The sequence below is a fragment of the Vicinamibacterales bacterium genome (genome assembly GCA_035699745.1).
Classification (GTDB): Bacteria; Acidobacteriota; Vicinamibacteria; order Vicinamibacterales; family 2-12-FULL-66-21; genus JAICSD01.
The window spans coordinates 103519-127149 of the sequence record DASSPH010000077.1 but is presented as its reverse complement, the minus strand read 5'-3'; the positions used below and the strand labels follow the sequence as shown (position 1 = coordinate 127149).

Below are 23631 nucleotides of genomic sequence, written 5' to 3'. Positions count from 1 at the left end.
TGCGCAATTCGCTTCCATTATGCCCCGCAAGGACGCGCTGTGTCTGATGGTCTACGTGACGCTGGCCGTGTCGATCGGTTTCGCCGATCTGCGGATGCGCGCGTACCCGCAGCTCGCGTTCACCAAGTTCATTCCCGACGTCGTCCAGAATAGCGAGCCCGCACCCGGGCGCTATCGCGTGCTCGCCCCGTTCCTGAATCACTACCTCGCCCAGTCGACCGGCTGGTCGGCGCAGAACGTCTGGTACGCGACACGCCTGGCGTGGATCTTCCTCGCGTTCTGCATCATGCACGCCTACCTGCGGACGTGGTTCGAACCCGAGGTCGCCCTCGCGGGCGTGGCGCTGGTGGCGGCGTCGCTGCCGCTGACCTTCACCAACTCCTGGGCGCATCCCGATCACATGCCCGAGCTGGCGCTGTTCACGCTCGGCGCGCTCGCCATCGCGCGCGAGCGATGGCTGCTGTTTGCCGCGGCGCTGGCGGCGGCCGCGTTGAACCGCGAAACGTCGGTCTTTCTCGTGCTGCTCTGCGCGATCGCGCGGCCGTTCAGCAGGCGCGCCGCGGGGCTGACCCTCGCCTTCGCGGCGGAGTGGCTGGCCATCTACGCCGGCCTGCGGGTCGTTCGCGGGCTCTCGCACTACGACTACTGGCAGGCCGGACGGAACCTCGCCGATCTCGGGATCCCGCTGCCGGCGGTGTACGACCCCTACTATCGGACCTACGCCTACTTCGCGCTGATCGCCTTCGGTCCGATGCTGTTCATCGCCTTGCGCGATCGCGGCGCACCGCTCTTCGTGCGCCGGGCGCTCCTCGTCGTCCCCGTCGTCGCGCTCGTCGCCTTCCTGTTCTCGAACATCATCGAGGTGAGGATCTTCACGCCGCTCTATCCATTGCTGCTGCCGGCGTTCCTGTTCGCGTTCTTCGTGCCTCAGGGCGCGCGCGCCCAGGGCGTCCGGTAGACGACCAGCGTGTCTCCCGCCGAGATGACGTTGTCGGCCACGCGAATGCGGCGGACTTCGACGAACATCGGCGACGCGGCGATATCCGGATACCAGTGCGGGAAGATGACGAGGTAGTCGGGGCGGAAATCGGTCACCGTCTTCAACCCGCGATCGCGCAGCCGCCGGTACGGAAGCACCTCCGGCGAGACCAATCCCTCCAGGTCCAGGATGCGGCGGTTGCCGAAGTACGCGATGGCGCCGACGTCGTTCACCGCGACGATCGCTTCCGCCGGGAGCGTCGCGGCAACCCAGCGGCCGGCGAGCACCTGCAGCTGCTGGATCGTCCTCACCGACCCGGCGTAGGTGTCCACGCCGCGCACCGCGCGCTCGGCGGTGAAGATCGCCGCCATGCCGATCAGCGCCGCTGCGAATGCCGGCCGCCGGAGCAGGTGGTAGAGCCCGCCGGCAAGCAGCGGCACGGCGACGGCCACGAGCTGCGCGGCATACCGGACGTTGTCCGGCTTCAGGCGCTGGGGCGCGGTCAGCCCCATGGCGAAGGGAACGAGCAGCAGAATCGCGCACAGCACCAATCCCACGCGCCGGGCGCCGCGCGCGATGACGGCGCCGGCGGCGGCGGCGGCGAGCAGCCACGCCGACCAGCCGAACTGATCGAGGAGAATCAAGCCGAAGTTCGCGACGGCGGCGGGTCCGAACACGACGACGTCGCGCGTCAGCATCGCGCGATCGCCGGTCTGCAGCGCCTGCAGAATGCCGGGACCGCTCTTGGCGTAGAAGGTCGTGGGCAGCGGGTGGCCGATCGTGTACCAGCTGAACAGCACGAGCGGCGCGAACACGACCGCCACGATCAGCGATCCCTCGGCGAACCGCAGCGCGCGCATGCCGATGGGACCCGGGCGCAGCCACTCGGTGCCGACGACGATTGCCGCGATCGCCAGGCTCTCGGGGCGTGCGAGGGCGGCGAGGCCGAGGAGCGCCGCGCCGATCCACCGCGGGCCGCGGGCGTCGCCGGCGCGGAGGTAGTGGTAGAGCCCCGCCAGAACGAGCATCGCCGCGAGCGGCACTTCCATGCCGGACACCGCGCCCCAGACCATGACCGGCGTGACGACCGCGAGCGGCGCCGCGAGAAGCGCGACCGCGCGCGGCACGTCGAACAACTGCGTCAGGCGAACCGCGTAGTAGCCCGCCGTCAGCTGACAGGCAACGCCGGCGATCAACGCCGCCGCGATCATGTTCCGGACGATGAAGTACGCGGCGGCGAGCGCGACGGTCCACAACGGTGCTGTGGATCCGGAGACGGCGCGTCCGCCCGTGTACGAGAACCCATGGCCGGTGGCGAGGTTGCGGGCGAACTGCGCGTGGATCCACGAATCGTCGAGCGGGAATCCCATCCCGCCGGCGGCGCGCGAGGCCGACAGCGCGTACCAGACCGCGAACGCAAGGCCGGGGAGGAGCGCCAGGGCGAGGCGCCCGCGCGGCACACTCTCCGCGAAAGTCCGTGGCAAGAGGAATTTATAGCATAGCGGTCCCGGCCGTTACCGTATGATCGGAACGCTTCCGATGGTGCGTGCGCTGACGGCCGTGACCCGCCGAACCTGGATCGCGGCGGCAATCACCCTGCCTTTCGTTCTGCTTCTCTGGTATCACGCGCGCGCGTATCTTCCATTCATCTCGGACGACGCGCTGATCTCGCTGCGCTATGCGGATCGCCTGCTCGACGGGCAGGGGTTGACGTGGAACGACGGCGAGCGGGTCGAAGGGTACTCGAACCTGCTCTGGATCCTGCTGGTGGCGGCCGCGGGATTCACGGGCGCGGATCTCATCGCGGCGGCGCGAGCGCTCGGCGTCGCGTGTACGGCGGCTCTGCTGTTCGCCGTTGCGGCGGGATCGCTGCGGCGCGTCTCGTACGGCAACATGGCCGCCGGCGTCATCGCGCTGGCGTTCACCGCCACCGCCGCTCCGATTGTGGTCTGGAGCATCGGCGGACTCGAGCAGCCGCTCTACGGTGCGCTGCTCGCGATTGCGACCGGGCTGACGCTCGACGTCCTGGACCGGCAGCGATCCGATCGGAGCGGACGGCTCGGTCTGTCGTTGACGCTGGGGCTGCTGTGCCTCACCAGACCCGACGGCGCGCTTTTCACCGCCGTGACCAGCGTGTCGCTGCTCGCGGCGCGGCGCTGGTTCTGGCAGGCGGCCGTCGTCCCCGCGGGCTTCTACGTTGCGCAACTGGCGTTTCGGCGCCTGTACTACGGGGAATGGGTGCCGAACACCGCGCTCGTGAAGATCGCGCCGTCGGCCGATCACTTCCGGGCCGGATGGGAGTACCTCTCGGCCGGTTTCTCCGCACTGCTGCCGTTCTCCGCGCTCGCCGTGCTCTCGTTGGCGACGGCGCTGGCCTCGAGGGAGCGCCGCCGGCGCGGCATCCATCTGTCATTGACTGTCGCCGGGTGGTGCGCGTACGTGGTCTTCATCGGCGGCGATATCTTTCCCGCTTTCAGGCACATCGTTCCGCTGGTGGTCGTGTTCGCGTTCGCGCTGGCCGACGGAGCGGCGGCCGCCGCGCTGCGCCTGCAGCACAGGCGAGCCTACCTGGCGCTCGCGGCGGCGCTCTGCCTGTCGCTGGTCATTCCGTTTGCGGCCCGGCAGAAAACCGACAAGCAGAGCCGGCGCGCGATGACCGAGCGATGGGAATGGGACTGCCGCGAACTGGCGCTGCAGCTGAAGCGCGCCTTCGAGCGGCAGCGGCCGCTCGTCGCCGTGACGGCGGCGGGGTGCCTGCCCTACTGGTCGGAGTTGCCGTCGCTGGACATGCTCGGCCTCAACGACCACTACCTGCCTCGGCATCCGCCGGCCGGCATCGGGCGCGGGATGATCGGGCACGAGCTGGGGGACGGGCGCTATGTGTTCGATCGGCAGCCGGATCTGATCGTCTTCAACGTGGGGTCGCCCCCGTTCTATCGCAGCGGTGAGGACCTCCAGCGCATGCCGGAGTTCCACGAACGGTATGCGGCCGTGCCGCTGGAGCTTCCGCCTGCCGGCGCCCCGGCGCTGGTGTATGCGAACAAGGACAGCCGCAAGGCGGGCATCGGCATCGTCCGCGGGGAGTCCAGCGTCGCCATTCCGGCCTGGCTGTTTGCCGCGGCAGCCGCGCGCGCGACGCCGGGGCGCGACGGGAGCCTTGCGCTGCGGCTCGAGCCGCAGCAGGCGGCGCAGCTGTCGTTTCGTTCACAGGCCGCCGTCGCCGGCTGGGCTCTCGACGCGGTCGGTTCGCCGCACGGATCCATTCAAGGATCGGTCGAACAACGCGGCGAGACGGCGACGGTCACGATCCGCAACGTGGGGACTGCGCCGGCGCTCGTGTCGGAGGTGGTGCTGCGGAGGTCCTGACGAGGTCGCGGTCAGCGGGCGCGCAACGCGGCGCCGGCGCCGTACACGCGGACGATCTCGAACTGGTCGTCGAGCAGGCGGCGCGCGCGCGCGGCGTCCGACCACCCGCGCAGCTCGAGCGCGCGGGCCGCTTCCGCCCGCACGGTCGGATTCGCGCTGCGGAGCGCATCGCGGAGCATCTCCTGCGCAACGCCGGCGCGGCAGCACGCGAGCAGTTCGGCGGCGCGGACACGCGCAATCTCGTTCGGACTGGTCCGCAGATCCTGCACGTACTGGATCCAGTGAGTGCGGGTGGAGCCTTGGTACGCTTCGGCGGCGATCAGCCGGAGATCCGGCGTCTCGCTGGCGAGCGAGCTCGTCACGTACTGATCGGCGATCGACACCCCCAGCCGCGTCAGCGCCACGCCGGCGGCGAGCTTGACGACCCCCTGCCCCTGATCGAACAGCGTCTGGAGCGCGGGGATGACGTCGCGGTTCTGCAGCCCTCCGAGCGCCAGCGCGGCCGCGGCCGCACCCTGCCCGCTTCCCGACAACAGCGACGCGAGCTTCGGGATCAGCCCGCGAAGATCGGCGTCCCGTGCGGCGCGGATCAGCTGCGCCCGTGTGATCTCCGAGCCGGCGTCGATGAGCGCCCCGAGCCGATCGATGCCCTGTTTGTCGCCCAGGCGAGCCAGGGCGAGCGTGGCCGCGGCACTCTCGGGCGTGTCGGGCGTCTCCGACGCGGAAAATTCCCGCAGCGTCCGCAGCGCCGCCTGATCCCCGGCGCCTGCAAGCCGCTCCAGGGCCGGCGCCGCCACCGATCGGGCTGCGGCGCCCCGTGCCAGGGACTCGAGCGTGGCGCGGGCAATCGGGCGCAGCAGCTCGAAGTCCGGTTTCCCGGAGGCGACATACGCGTCGTAGGCCGCGAGGGCAGAGGGCACCTCGCGTTTTGCCAGAGCCGCGTCGATGCGCGCCTTCGCCTGATCGCGGGCGGGCGTCCCCTGTGCGCGGACGACCGGGGGGATGCCGAGCGCGAGGAGAATTGCGACGGAAAACCTGAGGAAAGGGCGCGGCGGGAGGGTCACCCGTCGAACGATAACAAACGTGTGCATTGACAACAAGCCTTTGATGCCGTTACCTTTGTGCGCCCCCTGTTCCTCCACGCGTCACGAACCGAAAAACGTCTAGGACGGATCGCCCCACGAGGGCGCCAACCCTGCGAAAAAGTCGTCAAGGGACGGTCGAATGAACCGAAGAACCACATGCGGCGCCACGCTGATGGCCTTGCTCGTTGCCGCACCAGTCCTCGCACAAATCTCAATCACCGGCGTGTCCACCGCGGAGATTCCCGCCGGCCGCAACAGTCTGGCGTTCGACGGCACCGTCTACCTGGAGACGCTCGCCGGGTCACCCGTTCGCGGACGTTTCATCTCGGCTTCCGGTGTCGCCCTTGGCGCTCCATTCAGCATCGCCGGCGGCAATGAAGGGTATACAGGGTGGTCGACCGTCACCGCGGGCGGCTCCGCAAACGATCCGATGTTCCTGGTGACCTACCTGTCGACGACGGGGTCCGGGCACACCGAGTTCGGCCGTATCGTGCGGTACGGTTCGGGGACGCCGACGGTCACTGACCGCGTTCCGCTGGGCTGGATCGGGATCGACTCCAACGGCGCCGAAAAGGCGTCGGCGGCGTGGACGGGAACCGACTGGATCGTGGGCATCAGGCTGACCGGTCTCGTGCCGCAGCCGCACGTGGTGCGCTTCAGCCCGAACCTGGGCGTCAGCCAGCCCACGCCGATTGGCGACGGCGTGAACTATCAGAGCTGGCCGGGGGTGGCCTGCGCGACGACCGACGCGTGTCTCGCCGCCGGCTATGGCGACATCGCGCCCATCTTCGGCGTCATCTACAGCCGCCTGTTCCGCAAGTCCGATTTCTCCGGCATCGGCGACGTGTTCTACCTCGACGACCACACGTCGAGGGCGGACGATCCGTCGGTGACGTTCAACAAACAGATCAACGCGTTCGCCGCGACGTGGTACCAGAATAACTACGCGTATCTGCGCACCATCGACACGATCGGCAACATGAGCGCGCACAAGCTATACCGCCAGGATCCCGGGTGGGGCGCGGGCGATCTCACGATCCGCTACAACGACGCCTCCAGGACTTCACTGCTCACGGTCAAGGGCTGGGGCGCGGGCCTCTACGTCGTCGAGCTCGACGATACGCTGTCGCCCAAGGCCGCCGCCTCGCTGGTCGTCGCGTGGGACGGCAAGTGGCCCAGCTACAACCCCGCGATCGCGATGGATCCCATCAGCTCGCGGTGGCTCGTCGCGACGCAGCAGACCGGCGGCATGCGTGGCGGCCTGGTGCAGGCCGGCGGCGGAACCACCGTTCCTCCGCCTCCCCCGCCTCCGCCGCCGCCGCCGGCAGGCCCGAGCATCTCGGCGCTGAACCCGAGCCACGTGCTGCCGCCGCTCGCCGGCACGTCCGTCACGTGGACGGCGACGGCCTCGGGCGGCAGCGGGACGCTGCTCTATCGCTTCGAGCGCTGGCGCGAAGGCACCGGCTGGCAGGAGATGCGCGCGTATGACGCGTCCCCGTCGGCGGTCATCCTGGCGGTCTCGGGCAACCAGGCGGTCCGGGTCAGCGTCAAGGTCTCCGGATCCAGCGCCGATGCAGACGCGCAGTCGAACGCGGTGTATTTCGTCGCCGGCGTCAGCCGCGCGCTCAGCCTCAACGCCGCGGGCGGCGGCGACGTGTTCGCGTACCACGGCACCGACGGCGGCGGGTACCTGCTGTCAGGCAACCTGGGAACCTTCACCGAGCTCAATCACGGGTACGGATGGGGAGCGGGAAGCTCGGTGGTCACCGCCGACTTCAACGGCGACGGCCTGAGCGACATCCTCACCTACAACGCGGCGACGGGCTACGCGCTGCGCGGCATCAACAACGGCGACACCACCTTCACGTTCACCGAGTATGGGTGGGCGGCTGGGCTGACCGTCGTGGCGGGAGACTTCAACGGCGACGGCCGCGACGACATCTTCACCTACAGCAAGGCGACGGGCAACTGGACGAAGCAGTTCACCGATGCCAGCTGGGTCTTCCAGCAGACGAGCGGCGTGTGGAGCCGGAACTGGGAGGTCTACACCGGCGACTTCAACGCCGACGGCATCACCGACATCTTCGTCTACAACAAGACGCCCGGTAACGCCGACACCGGCCGCTACGTCAGGGCGCTGAACGCGCCGAACGGCGCCTTCTCGGCGTATGTCGAGGGCTCGCTGCGGTGGTGGACCGGCTGGACGGTGATGCCGGGCGACTTCGACGGGGACTCGCGCACCGACCTGCTGCTCTACGGCACGGACGGCCGTTGGTACAAGGTCTTCTTCCCGACGAACACCGGGCCTGAACGCTACGTCAACGGCCAGTGGAGCCTCGGCTGGACGCCGCGCGTCGGCGACTTCACCGGCGACCGCAAAGACGACGTGTTCGTCTACAACCAGACGACCGGCGACTGGTACGTGGTGGTGTCGACCGGTGACGGCTGGCTGTACAATCACGCGCCGTTCGTGTGGGCGGGCGGCTTCGTCCCGACGGTCACGGACATCAACCGCGACGGCCTGGCCGACCTGATCGTCTACAACCCGGCGGACGGGCGATGGTTCCAGATCATCAGCTCGGCGATCCCGGCGCAGTTCGGCTACTACACCGGCGCCGCGATGGAGACGGGCCTGCAGATGATCGCGTCGCTCAGCGGACGCTGAACGCGCGTAGTCAAGGGTGTCCCGCCGCGTGCGGCGGGACACCATCCCCTTCCGTCACATCCCGCAGCGTGAACGCGAATCGCAGCAGCGGCACGCCCGCCGCGCGGCACGCGGCCTGTATCCGAAGCACGTGCTCGGCCGGAATCTTGTCCGTGCTGAGGATCACGGCGCGCGGCCGGTGCTGCTGCAACACGGCCGCGGCGCGATCCACGCCGCCGAACACCGGAATTCCCAGAATCCGCCGGTTCGCCTTGCCGGCGCTGTCGTCGAGAAAGCCGATCGGCCGGTACGGGTAGATGGGATTGTTCCGCAGCTCGCGGACGAGCATCGCGCCGCCGTCGCCGGCGCCGTAGATGATCGCGCGTCCTTCCCCCATCCCGTGGCGGCTGGCGACGTCGGTCAGCAGCCGGAAGGAGGCGCGGCTGCCGATCACCAGCAGCCCGAGGATCATCGCGTCGATGATGAACACCCCGCGCGAATACCCCTCGAAGCGATACAGGTAGACCAGCGCCAGAATGCTCAGCGTCGTCCCCATGACCACCCCTTTGACGTAGGTGCCGACGTCGGACGTGCTGAAGTACCGCCAGACGCCGCGATAGGCCCCCATGACGAAGAGGCTGATCATCTGACAGGCGATGACGATCGGCACCGAGCGGCTGAGCAGGTCGTAGTAGAGCGGGAAGTCGCGATCGAACCGGATGACGTACGCGGCGTAGTAGGCGAAGGTGACCAGCGCGAGATCGAGGAGCACTTCGAAGATGCGCCGCTTGTAGGTGACGTCGATCAGAAGCGGCGTGTAGGTGCGGTCGCGCAGCGCCGAGAAGTCCTGTCCGGCGTAGACCTTCACCCGCGCCAGTTGCAGCGCCAGGAGGATCAGCACCAGGAAGAGCACGCCGAGCAGGATCGGCCCCTCCGTCCAGGCGAAATGCGCCAGACCGGCGGCGGTTCCGCCGCTGACCGCGGCCAGCGCGTAGAACAGGATGACCGTCTGACGCTCCGAGAAGCCGAAGGCGACGAGCCGGTGCGACGTGTGGTCGCGCCCCCCTTCCGATGCAGCCCGCGCGGACAGCTTGCGGAGCACGGTCACGAACAGCGTGTCGAAGATTGGAATCAGGAGAATCAGCGCCGGAATCGCCAGCGTCGAGGTCAGGCCGGCGCGCCCGCTGCCCCCCGCAGACACGCCCAGCACGCCGAGCGTGCCGCCCAGGAACAGGCTGCCGCTGTCGCCGAGAAAGATCGAGGCGGGATTGAAGTTGTAGACGAGGAACGCCGCGCACGCGCCCGCGACCGCGGCGCCGTAGGATCCGACGCCGGCGTCCAGGCTGCCGACAGCGAACGACAGTGCGGCAATCCCGGAGACGCCGGCGCACAGGCCGTCCATGTTGTCGAGCAGGTTGACGGCGTTGGCGATGCCGACGATCCACACGATGGTGGACAGCGCGTTCACGACCGCGGAACCGGTCCACTGAAGCGTCACGCCCAGCGTGACCGCCAGGCAGGCGACGGCGATCTGCGCGGTGAGTTTGGTGCTGGGCTTGAGGCGGACGAAGTCGTCCACCAGCCCGACGAAGAACAGGCTCGCGCCGCAGGCGATGACCGCCCACTGTCGGGCCTCCGTCACCCCCGATACAACCGCCGCGGCAAGCACCCCCGCGACGACCGCGGCTCCCCCCAACAGCGCCACCGGCGTCTGCTTCCAGCGGTCGCGCCGCGGCCAGGCTACCGCTCCGGAACGGAGGGCGATCGTGCGCACGAGGGGGGTCAGGGCGAGCGTGACGCCGAACGCCACCAGGAATGGCAGGACGTTTGCGGGGGGCGGCATCAGCGGTACGACGGCGGTCGAGCGCGATTATAGGCCAGTTTGGTATGATAACTGTCTCCCCAGCCCCACGCGCAGCTCCCCCAGGAGGACCTCTCATGGGCCCACGGTCGTCGTGTGTGCGGCCACGGGTGTGTCTCGCGGCCTTCGTGTTGGTGTCCGCGTGGACGCTCGTGCCGGCGACGCAGGCCCTGAGCCCGCGACGAGTGGCGGATGTCCACGGCGCGCGATGCGTGCTGCTGGCCGATCCCCGGGTGCATCGCAGCTACGTGGCGCCGCCATGGCGGCGGGCCTCACTGGCGACGACGCCCGGATCGTCCTCCAACGCGACGATTGACGTCACGTATCACGGCTTCACCCCGGAGGCGCAGGCCGCGTTCCAGTTCGCCGTCGACATCTGGGCGGCGCAGCTCGTCTCCACACAGCCGATCACGATCGACGCCGAGTTCGCGGATCTCGGCGCGGGCGTGCTCGGCTCCGCCGGGCCCGGCTCCCTGTGGGTCGGCGTGCCGGGCGGTCAGCCGGATACGTTCTATCCCGTCGCCGTGACCAACCGGCTGATCGGCTATGACGCCGATCCTGGGGGCGCCGACATCTATGCGAGCTTCGGTTCCACGTTCAATTGGTACTACGGCACCAACGGCGCCACCCCCGCAGGCAAGTACGACTTCGTCAGCGTCGTCCTCCACGAGCTGGGGCACGGCCTCGGGTTCACCGGGTCGGGGCGCGTGCCGACCGGCGGCGACGGACGCTGGGGGTACACGCTCGGCGGCGTCACCTATCCCACCATCTACGACCGCTTCGTCGTCAACGGCTCCGGCGAATCGATTCTGAACACCGCGCTGTTCCCGAACCCGTCGGCGGCGCTGACCGCGCAGCTGACCAGCGACGCGCTGTATTTCTCGGGACCGAACGAGCGGGCGGCGAACGGGAACGCGAGCGCCAGGCTGTATGCGCCCGCCTCGTGGAATCCGGGCTCGAGCTACGCCCATCTCAACGAAGCCACCTATACGCCCGGCAACCCCAACTCGTTGATGACGCCGTTCCTGGCGTCCGCGGAAGCGATCCACGATCCCGGGCCAATCACGCGCGGCATGTTCCAGGACATGGGCTGGGCCGTCAGCACGACGCCGCCCGCCTGCACGTACAACAGCAGCGTGTCACCCTCCATGTTTCCCTCCTCCGGCGGAACCGGGTCGGTGACGGTCACGACCGCCGCGGGCTGTCCGTGGTCGGTCGGCACCAACGACGCCTGGATCGCGTTCGCGTCGCCAACCGCCGGGACCGGATCGGCGACGGTGAACTTCAGCGTGGCATCGAACCCGAACCACGCGGCGAGGCAGGGGACGATCACCGCGTCAGGGCAGGCTCTCACGATCGCTCAGGACGGCGTCCCGTGCACCTACGCGGTGGCGCCGACCCTGATCACGTTCGGCGCGAACGGCGGATCCGCGCCGCTGTCGGTGACGACGAACGCGCCTGACTGCCCGATCACCGCGGTCACGCAGATCGGCGACTGGGTCGCGGTGAGCGGCAACGCGGTCGGCACCACGACCCTGACGGTCAGCGCCGGCCCGTCCGGCGCGTCCACGCGGACGAGCAGCATCGGGATCCATGGCACGCAAGTCGCCGTCCGGCAGAACGGCCATGCGACGCCGCCGTTCGACATCGACCACGACGGCGCCGGCGATCTGCTCGCGTACGATCCATCCACGGGCTCGCACTTCTTCGCGCGAGGCAATCCAGCCGCGCCCGGCTTCTCGACCGGCGCGTCGTCCACATGGTCCACGGGCTGGACCGTCCTCCCGGGGGACTTCAACGGCGACGGCCGGGGCGATCTGTTCTTCTACAACGCATCCACCGGGCGCGCGATCAAAGCGGTCTCGATCGGCACCGAGGTCTTCGCCTACTTCGAGTTCCCCTGGAGCGCCGGGTGGGGCGTCACCGTCGCGGACCTCAATGGCGACGGCTCGGATGACGTCTTCGTTTACAACACGGCCACGGGACGGTGGTATCGCTGCATCAGCCAGCCGGACCACTCGTTCTCGTACACCCTGAGCGGCACCTGGTCGCCGAACTGGAGCATCTACAGCGGCGATTTCAACGGCGACGGACGCGCCGACCTGTTCCTCTACAACGCCAGCGGCGATGCGAATCACGGGCGCTATTACCGGGTCCTCAGCAATCCCGACGAGACCGTCACGTATCTCGACGGCGACGTCGTGTGGCGGACCGACTGGACGATCACGCCGGGCGATTACGACGGCGACGGCCGCACCGACCTGTTCCTGTATCGCCCGAGCGGCGAGTGGTACCGCGTGTTCTTCACCGCCGCAGGGCTCCGCTTCGAGAACGGCGCGTGGTCGACCGGCTGGACGCTGTCGCGCGGCGATTTCAACGCCGACGGACGCACCGACCTGTTCGTCTACAACGAGACCAGCGGCCGCTGGTACGTCGTGATCTCACAGGCGGACGGATCGCTCGCCTACTACGGCGACGTCATCTGGTCGGCCGGGTGGAAAGTTCACGTCACCGACGTCAACGTCGATGGCGCCGCGGATCTCGTGCTCTACAACCCGAACGACGGACGCTGGTTCCAGGCCGTCACGCAGGCGCCGGGTGTGTTTGCGTTTGCCAATGGAACCTGGTCGACCGGGCTGCAGATCGTCGCGACCCGGCCGCAATCGAGGTGAGCGGAATGAGCGTTCGACAGTCGAGTACGGTGCCCGTGTGTCTGACAGCGCTCCTGCTGGCGTGCGTATGGAGCGCGCGGCCGGCGCCATCTGCGGGCGGTCCGATCCGCGCGGTTCACGAGCCCGGACCGATGTGCGTGCTCCTGGCCGATTACACGGTCCATCCGAGCTATGTGCCGCCGCGTCTGCCTCCGTCCGCCCTTGCCGCAGCGCCCGGCACGCGCAACACGACGATCAGCGTCGCGTACGCCGGTTTTCCCGCGCAGGCGCGGGTCGCGTTCCAGTTCGCGGTGGATGTGTGGGCGTCTCAGCTCAATTCGCCGGTGCCGATCACGATCGACGCGCGATTCCTCGATCTCGGACCGAACACGCTGGGCAGCGCGGCCACCGGCGCGCTGTGGCGCGAAGTGCCGGGCGGGATTCCCGGGACGTACTATCCGTCGTCGCTCGCCAACCGACTCGCCGGCTTCGACATCGATCCCACCGAGGCCGACGTCATCACGCGGTTTGGCTCGAACGTGAACTGGTATTTCGGCACGGACGGCAACGCCCCGGCGGGCACTCACGACTTCGTGACGGTCGTGCTCCACGAACTCGGACACGGGCTGGGCTTCTTCGGCTCGGGCTGGCTCAACGCCAGCTCTCAGGGGACGTGGGGCTTCGGCACCCCGAACGCGCTTCCGGGCATTTACGATCGCTTCGTCGTCAATGGGTTCGGACAGGCGTTCCTCGACACGGCGTTGTTCCCCAACCCGTCGTTCGCGTTGGGCACGCAGCTCACCAGCGGCAATCTCTTTTTCTCCGGACCGCAGCAGCGCGCCGTCAACGGAAACAGCCCCGCCCGCCTCTACGCGCCGACGATCTGGGGGGCGTTCTCGAGCTATCTGCACCTGAACGAAGCGACATACACGGTCGGAAATGCGAACTCGCTGATGACGCCGTTCCTCGCCTCCGCGGAAGCGATTCACGATCCGGGCTTGATCGTGCACGGCATCTTCCGCGACATGGGCTGGAGCGTGAACGGCAGCGCGTGCACCTACAACGTCACCCGATCGCCGGGATCGTTCACCGCCAGCGGCGGCACCGGCGCGGTGACCATCACGACCGGGACCGGCTGCGGCTGGACGGCGAGCAGCAACGCGCCCTGGCTCACGTTCACGTCGCCGAATACGCTGGGGACCGGCCCCGTCTCGCTGGATTTCAGCGTCAGCGCCAACGCGAGCAGCGTCGGCCGGAGCGCGACGATCAGCGCGGGCGGCGCGACGCTGACGGTGACGCAGGCCGGCGTGCCGTGCACGTTCAGCCTCGGAGGGGACCTGGTCACCTTCGGCGTCCACGGCGGCGCCAAGACCCTGGCGGTCACGGCGAGCGCGCAGGACTGCGCGTTCTCCATCGCCGGCAGTGCGCCCTGGCTCACGGTGAGCGGCGCCCAGACCGGCAGCAGCACGCTGACCCTCCAGGCGGGCGTATCGGGCGCCGCCGCTCGCACGACGACGGTGACGGTGGCGGGCGTTCCGGTCAGCGTGCGGCAGCTCGGCGACGATTCGTCCACCTTCGACATCGATGACGACGGCGCGGCCGACGTGCTGGCCTACGACAATCTGAGCGGATCGCGGTTCTTCGCCGTCGCCGATCCGCGCAACCTCGGGTTCGTCAACGGCGCGATCTCGCAATGGGCGGCGGGATGGACCGTCCTGACCGGCGATTTCAACGGCGACCGTCGCGGCGATCTGTTCTTCTACAACCAGTCGACCGGCCGCGCGGTCGAGGGGATCTCGATCGGGACGGAGACCTTCGCCTACACCGAGTTCGCGTGGAGCCCGGGATGGCAGCTGACGGTGCTGGACCTGAATGGCGACCGCGCCGACGACCTGTTCCTCTACAACCCGGGCAGCGGACGCTGGTTCCGCGGCTTCAGCCTGTTGACCGGCGGCTTCCGATTCTCGGAGGCGGGCGTCTGGTCGCCGAACTGGAGCATCTACCCGGCCGACTTCAACGGCGACGGCCGCGGCGATCTGTTCCTCTACAACGCGACCGGCGACGCCAATCGCGGGCGCTGGTTCCGCGTCCTCAGCGGTCAGGACGAGACCTTCAGCTACGTCGAGGGGGACGTGGTGTGGAGCAACAACTGGACGATCACGCCGGGCGACTTCGACGGCGACGGGCGCACGGACCTGTTCCTGTACCGGGCGAGCGGCGACTGGTACCGCGTGTTCTTCCGCGCCGCCGGACCTCGGTATGAAAGCGGGGTGTGGTCCGCGGGCTGGACGCTGTCGCGCGGCGACTTCAACGCCGATGACCGCACCGACCTGTTCGTCTACAACCCGACGAGCGGCCGGTGGTACGTGGTGATCTCAGAGCCAGACGGGACGCTCGGCTACTACGGCGGCGCGGTGAACTGGTCGCCGGGCTGGCAGGTGAACGTGACCGATCTCGACGTCGACGGCCGCGCGGATCTCGTTCTCTACAATCCCGCCGACGGCCGATGGTTCCAGGCGGTGACGCAGTCGCCTGGCGTTTTCACATTCGCCAATGGGACGTGGCCGGCCGGATTGACGATCCTTGCCACACAGCCCCAACCAAAGTAAGGTCGGCGCGTGCGCATCCCGGGTCGTCTCGTTCGGCCGCCCATCGGTCTGGCGGCGTTCGTGGCCGCATGCGTCTGGGTCCTGCCGCCGGATCCGCTGACGGCAAGGGCGGTGTCCCCACACGGGCCGGTCTGCTTCCTGCGCGCCGGCCCACCGGGTCAATCGAGCTATATCCCGCCCCGACGCCCGGTCCGGTGACCGCCGATTTCGCCGTCACCTACACGGACTTTCCGCGGGACGCCGAAGCCGCATTTCAGTTTGCGGTGAACATCTGGGCATCGCGGGTCTCGTCGCCGTTCACGATTCGCGTTGACGCGGCGTTCAGCGCGCTCGGTCCCGGCGTGCTCGCCGAGCACGGGAGAATCAATGCCATCGCGCGGCCCGACGATCGTCATCCGCTGCGATTTCCCTACATGCTCTACCCGTCGGCGCTCGGGACTCGTCTCGACGGATATCCATCCAATTCATTCGTGGACATGGGGCCGCGGTTCAACGCCGGCGTGAACTGGTACTTCGGCACGGACGGCGTCGTGCCGCCGGGGAAGTACGACTTCGTCAGCGCGGCGCTGCACGAACTCGCACACGGGCTCGGCGTTTTCGGCACTGCCGGAGTCAACCAGTTCGGTGCTGGATTCCTCGGCTGGAACTTCGACGGCGCCGCGGCGATCTACGACGCCTTCGTCATCGACGCGGGGGGCCGATCGTTCGTCATTACCTCGGCGACGCGCTCGCCGCCGCGTTCACCAGCGGCAACCTGTTCTTCTCGGGCCCGTTCGTGCGCGCAGCGAACGGAAACTCGCCCGCGCGACTCTACGCCCCGGCCACATTCGAACGCGGCTCCAGTTATGAACATCTCGACGAGGCCGCCTTTGGCGTGGGGCATCCGAGCTCGCTGATGACACCGTTGCTCGGCTCCTCGGAGGCGATTCACGATCCCGGTCCGATCACGATCGCGATGTTGTACGACATGGGCTGGGACCCGAATATCGCACCGTGCACTCATCGCATCACCGCGACACCGGCGTCATTCCCTGCCGCCGGCGGCTCCGGAATGCTCACGATCTCGACCCGAGACGGCTGCCGCTGGCACGTAGGCTCCGACAGCAGCTGGCTGGCCGCCGGCTACTCCGGCACAGGCTCGGGATCGGTTCCTTTCGTCGTGTCCGCGACGCCGAGCAGCATCGCCAGGCAGGGGGCCCTCTTGGTCGCCGGGCAGCAGATTGCGATTGCCCAGGCGGGACTGCCGTGCACGTTCTCGGTCAGTCGTACCGTGGTCACGTTCGGCGCCGCCGGCGGCACGGCGCCGCTCATCGTCACCACGACGCCCGGCGACTGTGTGGTCTCGAGGTCCACGAGCGCGCCGTGGATCTCGGTGGCGGGAAATCAGGCAGGGAGCAGCACGTTGGCGGTGACCGCCTCCGCCTCGGCGGGCCCGACCCGGACGGCGTCGCTGTCGATTGGCGGCATCCCTGTCGCCGTGCGCCAGAACGGACACGACGCCCCGACGTTCGACGTCAACGCCGACGGCACCGGCGACGTCGTCGCCTACGACCCGGTCAGCGGCCACCGGTTCGTCGCGGTCAGCAGTCCAGTCGCGCTCGGATTCACGGCCGGCGCGACGGCGACGTGGTCGCCGGGGTGGACGGTGCTGCCCGGGGACTTCAACGGTGACGGGCGCGGCGATCTGTTCTTCTACGACAGGATCACCGGGCGGGCGCTCAAGGGACTGGCAACCGGCGCCGAGACGTCGACCTACACCGAGTTCGCGTGGAGCCCGGACTGGGAGATCACGGTTGTCGATCTCAACGGCGATCGCGCCGACGACCTGTTCGTCTACAACAGGACGACCGGCCGCTGGTTCCGCTGCCTCAGCGTGCCGGACGGATCGTTCCGCTACTCGGACGCGGGCGTCTGGTCGCCGAACTGGAGCATCTATCCGGCCGACTTCAACGGCGACGGCCGCGGCGATCTGTTCCTCTACAACGCGACCGGCGACGCCAATCGCGGGCGCTGGTTCCAAGTCCTCAGCGGTCAGGACGAGACCTTCAGCTACGTCGAGGGGGACGTGGTGTGGAGCAACGACTGGACGATCACGCCGGGCGACTTCGACGGCGACGGGCGCACGGACCTGTTCCTGTACCGGGCGAGCGGCGACTGGTATCGCGTGTTCTTCTCCGCCACCGGTGCTCGCTACGAGACCGGGCTCTGGTCCGCGGGCTGGACGCTGTCGCGCGGCGACTTCAACGCCGATAACCGGACCGACCTGTTCGTCTACAACCCGACGAGCGGCCGCTGGTACGTGGTGATCTCCGAGCCAGACGGGACGCTCGGCTACTACGGAGGCGCGGTGAACTGGTCGGCCGGCTGGCAGGTGAACGTGACCGACCTCGACGTCGACGGCCGCGCGGATCTCGTTCTCTACAATCCCGCCGACGGCCGATGGTTCCAGGCGGTGACGCAGTCGCCTGGCATTTTCACATTCGCCAACGGGACGTGGCCGGCCGCACTACGTATTTTTGCCACACGGCCACAGCCGAGGTGAGCAGCAGATGTGTAATTCTGACTCGCCAACCGTAACCAACCGAAGGGAATAACCAGGCAGAATCACGGAAAATCGGGCAAATACATATGGTCGGGGTCACGGCACATCCATTGCCTCTGCTCAGCTCGCCACGGAACCGCTATGGATATCGCGACCATGCTCTCGAAACGCACGACGCTGACGACCCTCGCCATGGTGCTGCTGTCGGCGGCGCAGGCCGCGGCCATCCCCATTACGCTCGCGTGGGATCGCAATCCCGAACCTGACGTCGTCCGCTACCTGGTGTCATACGGCACCAGCCGCGGCATTTACTCCGTGACCCGCGACGCAGGGAACAACACGACCGTCGACATCGACGGTCTGACGCGAGGGCAGACCTACTACTTCGTCGTGCGGGCGGTGAACAGCGACGGCGTGGTGAGCGACCCGTCTCAGGAGCTGGCGTACCTGGCGCCGATGTATCCGCCGCAGGAGCCGGTGTTCTACAACCCGGCGACCGGCACGTGGAGCGCGCCGATGACCGATGTCGACAACCCGGGAAGCTCTCCCGCATCGGTGCCTGGATGGAACGTATACGAGGCGGACTTCAACAACGACGGATATACCGATTTCCTGCTCTACAACCCCGTGAGCGGCGCCTGGAAGAAGCTGACCAACCAGGGGCATGGCACCTACGCGTACTTCGGCAACTACAACTGGAGCGCCGGCTGGGTGCCGCAGATCGCCGATTTCAACGGCGACGGTTCGTCCGACCTCCTGCTCTACAACCCGGCCAACGGCCGGTGGTACGTGGGGCTGGCGAACGGCTTGGGGGACTTCGCCTACGTGCAGTCCGGCATCTGGTCGGCCGGCTGGACGGTGACGGTCGCCAACCTCAATGGGGACAATCGCGCCGACCTGTTCATGTATAACGGCAACCCGGCGCCGGATCCGAACAGCGGCCGCTGGTTCCGCGTCCTGACGCGCGCCGACATCTCGTTCGACTACCGCGAGGGTCCGGTGCGCTGGAGCACGGGCTGGCAGGTGCATCCGGCCGACTTCGACGCCAACGGTCAGGGGGACCTGTTCCTCTACAACCCGGCGTCGGGCCGCTACTTCCAGGTCATGTTCTCGGGCGACACGGCAAGCTATTACGACGGCGCCTGGTCGGCCGGCTGGGAGGTGCACACCGGCGACTTCAACGGCGATCGCCGCACCGACATCTTCGTCTACAACCCGGTGACCGGACGCTGGTTCGAAGTCATCTCGGGCCTGGCGCCGCGGAACTTCAGCTACTACGAAGGGGCGTGGTCGCCGGCCTGGCGGATCAAGATGACGGACTTCAACCACGACGGCCGCACCGACCTGCACGTCTACGACTCGACGACGGGACGCTACTACGAGGTCACGACCGTCGGAATCGCGGCGTTCGACTACCTGATGGGCTACAACGCGATGAACGCCATCGTGTCGTTCGCCGGGAGCCGCTAAGGGGCGCGGGGGAGCCAGCCGGCGCGCGCGACGGTGATGCCGTGCGCCCCTCCCCCGCCGTCATCCGCCACCACCACCGTATAACTGCCCGCCGACGGCGGATGCAGCACCACCAGGAACGCCCCTTTGCGGGCGACGTTCACCAGCGGTCCCCACTGCCCGCCGGTCTGCAGCCCGACGACGAAGCCGCCTCTGTCGGCCCTGCCCTCCAGGACGAACGCGTCGCCTTCGCGAACGTCGCTGGCCGGCGCCCGGAGTAGATAGCCGTTGGGACGTTCGTCCCCGATGCGCTCGATCACGCCGCTCACCTTCGGCTGAACCACTGCCGCATCCACGGGGAACGCCACGTCGTTCAGGTACACGCGCGTGCCGTCCCGGCGCACGAGCCCGCCGTCCGTCCCGGCCTTCTGCCGAAGCGGCAGCGTCCGCCAGTCCTCCGGCAGCTGCGCGACGAACTTTGGCAGCTGCGGCGGGACCTCCGCGACCTTCCAGGCCGCGATACATGACTCGGCGCGCGCCGGCAGCTCGAGGCCATCGAACGCCACGCCGAGCCTCGGCATGGCGACGATGGGGAAATACACGCGCATGCGCGCCGCGTCGAGCAGGTTGACCCATCCATCGAACGTGACGTCATCGGCCGGCGCCGGACTGTGGTAGCGGAGCACGAAGCGGAACAGCGCGAGCCCGCAGCGCGTGCGATCGAGTTCGAGCACGTGAAACGGTGCGCTGACCGCCGACGCAGGTGCGGTGAGCGGCGTCAGCCGGCGCCCGCCGCTCGCCAGAGGCGCCGTCTGCCACTGAATCGCCGCGGCGGGCAGCCGCTCGTAGCGCTCGAACAACGACGCCAGCTGCCGCGCCTGCACGGCGGCGGCCAGGGCGTAGCCGGCGGCCACGACGGCCGCGGCGAGCGCGACCGTCGCGAAGGCAGCGGCGGTGCGCCGGGCCGGCACCACCGGGCGTTCGCGGCGCCGCGCGAGCGCCCACACTGCGGACACCGTCGAGACGAACGCGCAGAGGGGGATGACCTCGAGGTAGAAGACGTGCCGCTCGTGGAACTGAAGGGCGCTCGCGGCCGGGAACGTGAGCGCCAGCACCGCGATTGCCGCCGCCGTCCGCCAGCCGCAGCGCACGGCGGCGATCCACGCCAACAGCAGCGCGAACGGCAGGATGAGCAGCAACGCCGGCAGCGCGGCAGCGCGCAGCGCGATCGCCCGGCGGAGTCCCGGCGATCCGATCCACGGCAGTGCTGCGTCGTACGGCGGCGACAGGCTCACCGTGACGGACCGGCGCGCCGCTGCCAGCGCGCGGAGCAGGAGGTCCGCGGGCAGCCGCGCGACGACGCTCCGGAAGTATGCCGTCGTGGCGGCGTCGTGCTGCGGCGATCCGAAGGTCATCTCGCGCGCGCGCGCCTCTCCTTCCGCGCGGTTCGTCCAGTCCCACACGAGGCTGAAGACGTACGCGTCGTGGTAGACGGGACCGACGCGGTACATCGGCGTCTCGAGCCCCAGCTTTGCGTCGAACGGCGAGGTCAGTCCGAGCAGCAGCACGTGGCTGATCACGCCGCCGCCGGTGTAACCGCGCAGGATCGGGAGCGAGACGATCGCGAACAGCGCGACGGCGGCGCCGCTGAACAGCAGGCGCCTCCGCGCGGTGTCGGATCCGGCGAAGGCGACCGCGGCCACCACCGGCACCAGCACCAGGAGCACGTCGGTGCGGAATCCCGATCCGATACCGGCGGCCGCAGCCGCCGCTGCGCCGAGCCAGGCCCGTCTCGGCGACGTCGAACGCAGCATCCACGCGATCAGCGTGGCGGCGCCGAGGATGAACGGCGCCTTGACGTAATCGCGCAGATCGACGGCGATGGCGAGGTGGAGCGGTGAAACCGCCCACGCCGCCGCTGCCGCCGCCGACAGCACGCGGCCGGCAAATGCCCGGCAGAGCAGGAACAACAGCGCGAGATCGAGGCCGAACGCGGCGGCATTGAGCCGATCCACCGAGGACCACGAAATCGGCCCCGTCTTCCACAGCGCCGCGACGACGAGCTCCATGTACATCGTCACGCGATGGAACGGGCGCAGCGGCAGCGTGGGGATTGTCGCGGGAAGCTCGCCGCAGTCGAACGCGTCACGGCGCGACAGCAGGAACGCCTTGAGCGCCGGCAGCGCGTCGTCGTCTGGGTTCTGGTACCCGCGCCCGCAGGCGGTCAGCACCGCAGGGCCGAACGCGCTCTGCTGGAACGACGGGATTCCGCCGGACGCACGGTAGTCCCCGAGAATCCGCAGGCCGAGCCACGCGCCCGCGGCGGCGATCGCGAGCGCCACCAGCACGTCGCCGCGGGTCAGGCGGCTCACAGCTCCTTGACGGCAGCGATCACGGCGGCGCTCTCGTCGTCCGTGAGCGCCGCGAAGAGCGGCAGGCGCAGCAGGCGCGCGCTGGAGGCCTCGGCGACCGGGCAGTCCCCCGGCGCGCCGCCGAACGACCGCCCCATGGGCGAGAGGTGCAGCGGCAGGTAGTGGAAGACGGCCAGGATGCCGCGGGCGCGCAGCTCCCGGATGGCGGCGTCGCGGGCGGCGGCATCGGGCATCAGGATGTAGAAGAGATGCCACGCCGGATCGCAGCCGTCGGGGACGGCCGGCAGCGCCGCGCCGCGCCGCGAGGCCCAGCCGGCCAGCTCGTCGCGGTAGCGCAGCCACAGCACCCGCCGCCGCGCCTGAATCGCGTCAGCGCGCTCGAGTTGCGCGCAGAGCACCGCCGCGTTCAACTCGGACGGCAGATAGCTGGAGCCGACGTCCACCCAGGTGTACTTCTCGGTCTCGCCGCGAAAGAAGGCCGTGCGGTTGGTCCCCTTCTCGCGCAGGATTTCGGCCCGCTGCACCAGGGCCGGATCGTTCACCAGCAGCGCGCCCCCCTCGCCGCAGGTGACGTTCTTGGTCTCGTGAAAGCTCAATGTGGCGAGCGCGCCGAACGATCCCAGCGGCCGCCCGGCATACGATCCGAACAACCCGTGCGCGTTGTCCTCGACGATGGCGACGCGGCCATCGGCGGCGAGCGCCTGCAGCCCGTCCATGTCGCAGCCGATTCCGGCGTAGTGCACCGCGACGATCGCCCGGGTTCTCTCGCTCAGCAGACGGCGCGCGTGCGCCGGGTCGATGTTCAGGGTGCCCGGCATGATGTCGGCGAAGCGCGGCGTCGCGCCGCGCAGCACGAAGGCATTCGCGGTCGAGACGAACGTGAACGCCGGCAGGATCACCTCGTCCCCCGGCCGCACCTCGAGCAGGAGCGCCGCCATCTCGAGCGCGTGCGTGCACGAGGTCGTCAGCAGCACGTGATGCGCGCCGGTTGCGCGCTTGAGCCGTTCGTGGCACTGCCGGGTGAACGGGCCGTCGCCCGACCAGTGCCCTTCGGCGAGCACGCGGCGCAGGTACTCGATCTCGGCGCCGACCGCCGCGGGGCGGTTGAAGGGAATGCGGTAGCCGGTCACGCGCTGGTGCGCTCGGCGACGGCGTAGATCGGCCGTTCCAGCGTTCGGTCGTGCACGCGCGCGAGGTACTCGCCCATCATCCCCAGCGTGAACAGCTGCGTGCCCGAGAACAGGCAGATGACCGACGCGAGGAAGGTGAAGCCCGGCATGACGACACCGTGAATCAGGTAGCGGACCAGCACCATGGCCAGCAGCCCCATGCCGAGCAGCATCGCCGCGAAGCCGAGCAGGCTGGCGAACTGCAGCGGCAGCGTCGAGAAGCCGGTGAGCATGTTGAGCGCGTGGATCACGAGCTTGAAGAAGGTGTAGTTCGAGCGGCCGAACTTGCGGTACTCGTGCGGCACGCGGCAGGCGGTGAACTTCGTCGTCGACCAGGTCAGCAGCACGTCGATCGAGACGAACGCGCCGCGGAAATCGGCGAAGGCCTGGCGCAGGTGCGTGCGCAGCGCGCGGAACCCCGACACCTGCCGCGCCGTCGTCGCGCCGAGCACGCTCTGCAGCGCGAGCTTGGTGATCCGTGAGGCCAGGTCGCGCCACAGCCCGTGGCGCTCGGCCGACGGCGATCCGTAGACGACGTCGTAGCCTTCCTCGAGCTTCGCCAGCAGCACCGGTATCTGCTCGGGCGGATGCTGCAGGTCGTCGTCCATCGTGACCACGACATCGCCGCGCGCGTCGCGGATGCCGCACAACGTCGCGTTGTGCTGGCCGTAGTTGCGCATCATGCGCATACCGCGGACCCAGCCATACCGCGCGTGCAGGTCCTCGATCGCCCGCCAGCTGCCGTCGCGGCTGCCGTCGTCCACCAGAATGACTTCGAACGTCGCGGCGGCCGCGCTCAGGACCGGATGCAGCCGTTCGACGAGAGCGGCGAGAGAGTGTTCGGCGTTGTAGACCGGGACAACGATGGACAGCGACGGCAGGGCCAATCTGTATGGATCCGCCG

14 protein-coding genes are annotated in these 23631 nt (G+C 68.9%); 8 read left to right on the top strand and 6 right to left on the bottom strand.

Annotation, left to right across the window (positions count from 1 at the left end; genetic code table 11):
- Positions 1-19: 19 nt before the first annotated feature.
- Entirely contained in the window at positions 20-958 is a 939-nt protein-coding gene (locus VFK57_19285) for a hypothetical protein (protein HET7697865.1), read from the top strand.
- Here the strand turns inward: VFK57_19285 and VFK57_19280 are convergent.
- A complete protein-coding gene (locus tag VFK57_19280; GenBank protein HET7697864.1) occupies positions 928-2463 on the bottom strand; it encodes a hypothetical protein in 1536 nt (511 codons plus the stop codon). The two genes, VFK57_19285 and VFK57_19280, sit on opposite strands and share 31 nt — an antisense overlap.
- Before the next feature lie 55 nt (positions 2464-2518).
- On the opposite strand from VFK57_19280, the gene VFK57_19275 reads away from it, so the two are divergent.
- Positions 2519-4345, top strand: a complete 1827-nt coding sequence (locus VFK57_19275) for a hypothetical protein (protein ID HET7697863.1) — start codon at positions 2519-2521, stop codon at positions 4343-4345.
- Between the two features lie 11 nt (positions 4346-4356).
- Here VFK57_19275 and VFK57_19270 read toward each other — a convergent pair whose 3' ends face one another.
- Entirely contained in the window at positions 4357-5436 is a 1080-nt protein-coding gene (locus VFK57_19270) for a HEAT repeat domain-containing protein (protein ID HET7697862.1), read from the bottom strand.
- 166 nt (positions 5437-5602) lie between these two features.
- Between VFK57_19270 and VFK57_19265 the strand changes: the two genes are divergently transcribed.
- Positions 5603-8095, top strand: coding sequence for a VCBS repeat-containing protein (locus tag VFK57_19265; protein HET7697861.1), 2493 nt, complete (start codon positions 5603-5605; stop codon positions 8093-8095).
- A 10-nt stretch (positions 8096-8105) separates the two neighbouring features.
- Here VFK57_19265 and VFK57_19260 read toward each other — a convergent pair whose 3' ends face one another.
- Positions 8106-9917 carry a hypothetical protein gene (locus VFK57_19260; protein ID HET7697860.1) on the bottom strand — a complete coding sequence of 604 codons (1812 nt, stop codon included), beginning with the start codon at positions 9915-9917 and terminating at the stop codon, positions 8106-8108.
- A 95-nt stretch (positions 9918-10012) separates the two neighbouring features.
- On the opposite strand from VFK57_19260, the gene VFK57_19255 reads away from it, so the two are divergent.
- The 5 genes from VFK57_19255 to VFK57_19235 all read left to right on the top strand — a co-directional run bounded on the left by VFK57_19255 (position 10013) and on the right by VFK57_19235 (position 19207).
- The gene (locus VFK57_19255; protein HET7697859.1) at positions 10013-12607 is read left to right on the top strand and encodes an FG-GAP-like repeat-containing protein; all 2595 of its coding nucleotides are present in this window, start codon (positions 10013-10015) and stop codon (positions 12605-12607) included.
- Positions 12608-12738: 131 nt separating this feature from the next.
- On the top strand, positions 12739-15195 hold the full coding sequence (locus tag VFK57_19250) for an FG-GAP-like repeat-containing protein (GenBank protein ID HET7697858.1): 2457 nt from the start codon (positions 12739-12741) through the stop codon (positions 15193-15195).
- A 194-nt stretch (positions 15196-15389) separates the two neighbouring features.
- On the top strand, positions 15390-16091 hold the full coding sequence (locus VFK57_19245) for a hypothetical protein (protein ID HET7697857.1): 702 nt from the start codon (positions 15390-15392) through the stop codon (positions 16089-16091).
- Positions 16091-17737 (top strand): FG-GAP-like repeat-containing protein, encoded by a 1647-nt coding sequence (locus VFK57_19240; GenBank protein HET7697856.1) that lies wholly within the window; start codon positions 16091-16093, stop codon positions 17735-17737. Before VFK57_19245 ends, VFK57_19240 begins: the two co-directional genes overlap by 1 nt.
- A 156-nt stretch (positions 17738-17893) precedes the next feature.
- Entirely contained in the window at positions 17894-19207 is a 1314-nt protein-coding gene (locus VFK57_19235) for an FG-GAP-like repeat-containing protein (GenBank protein ID HET7697855.1), read from the top strand.
- Here the strand turns inward: VFK57_19235 and VFK57_19230 are convergent.
- Genes VFK57_19230 through VFK57_19220 form a run of 3 tightly spaced genes read right to left on the bottom strand, consistent with a single transcriptional unit; the run spans position 19204 to position 23614 of the window.
- Positions 19204-21558: a hypothetical protein gene (locus tag VFK57_19230; protein ID HET7697854.1), complete on the bottom strand. Its 2355-nt coding sequence runs from the start codon at positions 21556-21558 to the stop codon at positions 19204-19206. The genes VFK57_19235 and VFK57_19230 overlap by 4 nt on opposite strands.
- Positions 21555-22688: a dTDP-4-amino-4,6-dideoxygalactose transaminase gene (gene rffA, locus VFK57_19225; protein HET7697853.1), complete on the bottom strand. Its 1134-nt coding sequence runs from the start codon at positions 22686-22688 to the stop codon at positions 21555-21557. Before rffA ends, VFK57_19230 begins: the two co-directional genes overlap by 4 nt.
- Positions 22685-23614: a glycosyltransferase family 2 protein gene (locus VFK57_19220; GenBank protein HET7697852.1), complete on the bottom strand. Its 930-nt coding sequence runs from the start codon at positions 23612-23614 to the stop codon at positions 22685-22687. Before VFK57_19220 ends, rffA begins: the two co-directional genes overlap by 4 nt.
- Positions 23615-23631 lie beyond the last annotated feature (17 nt).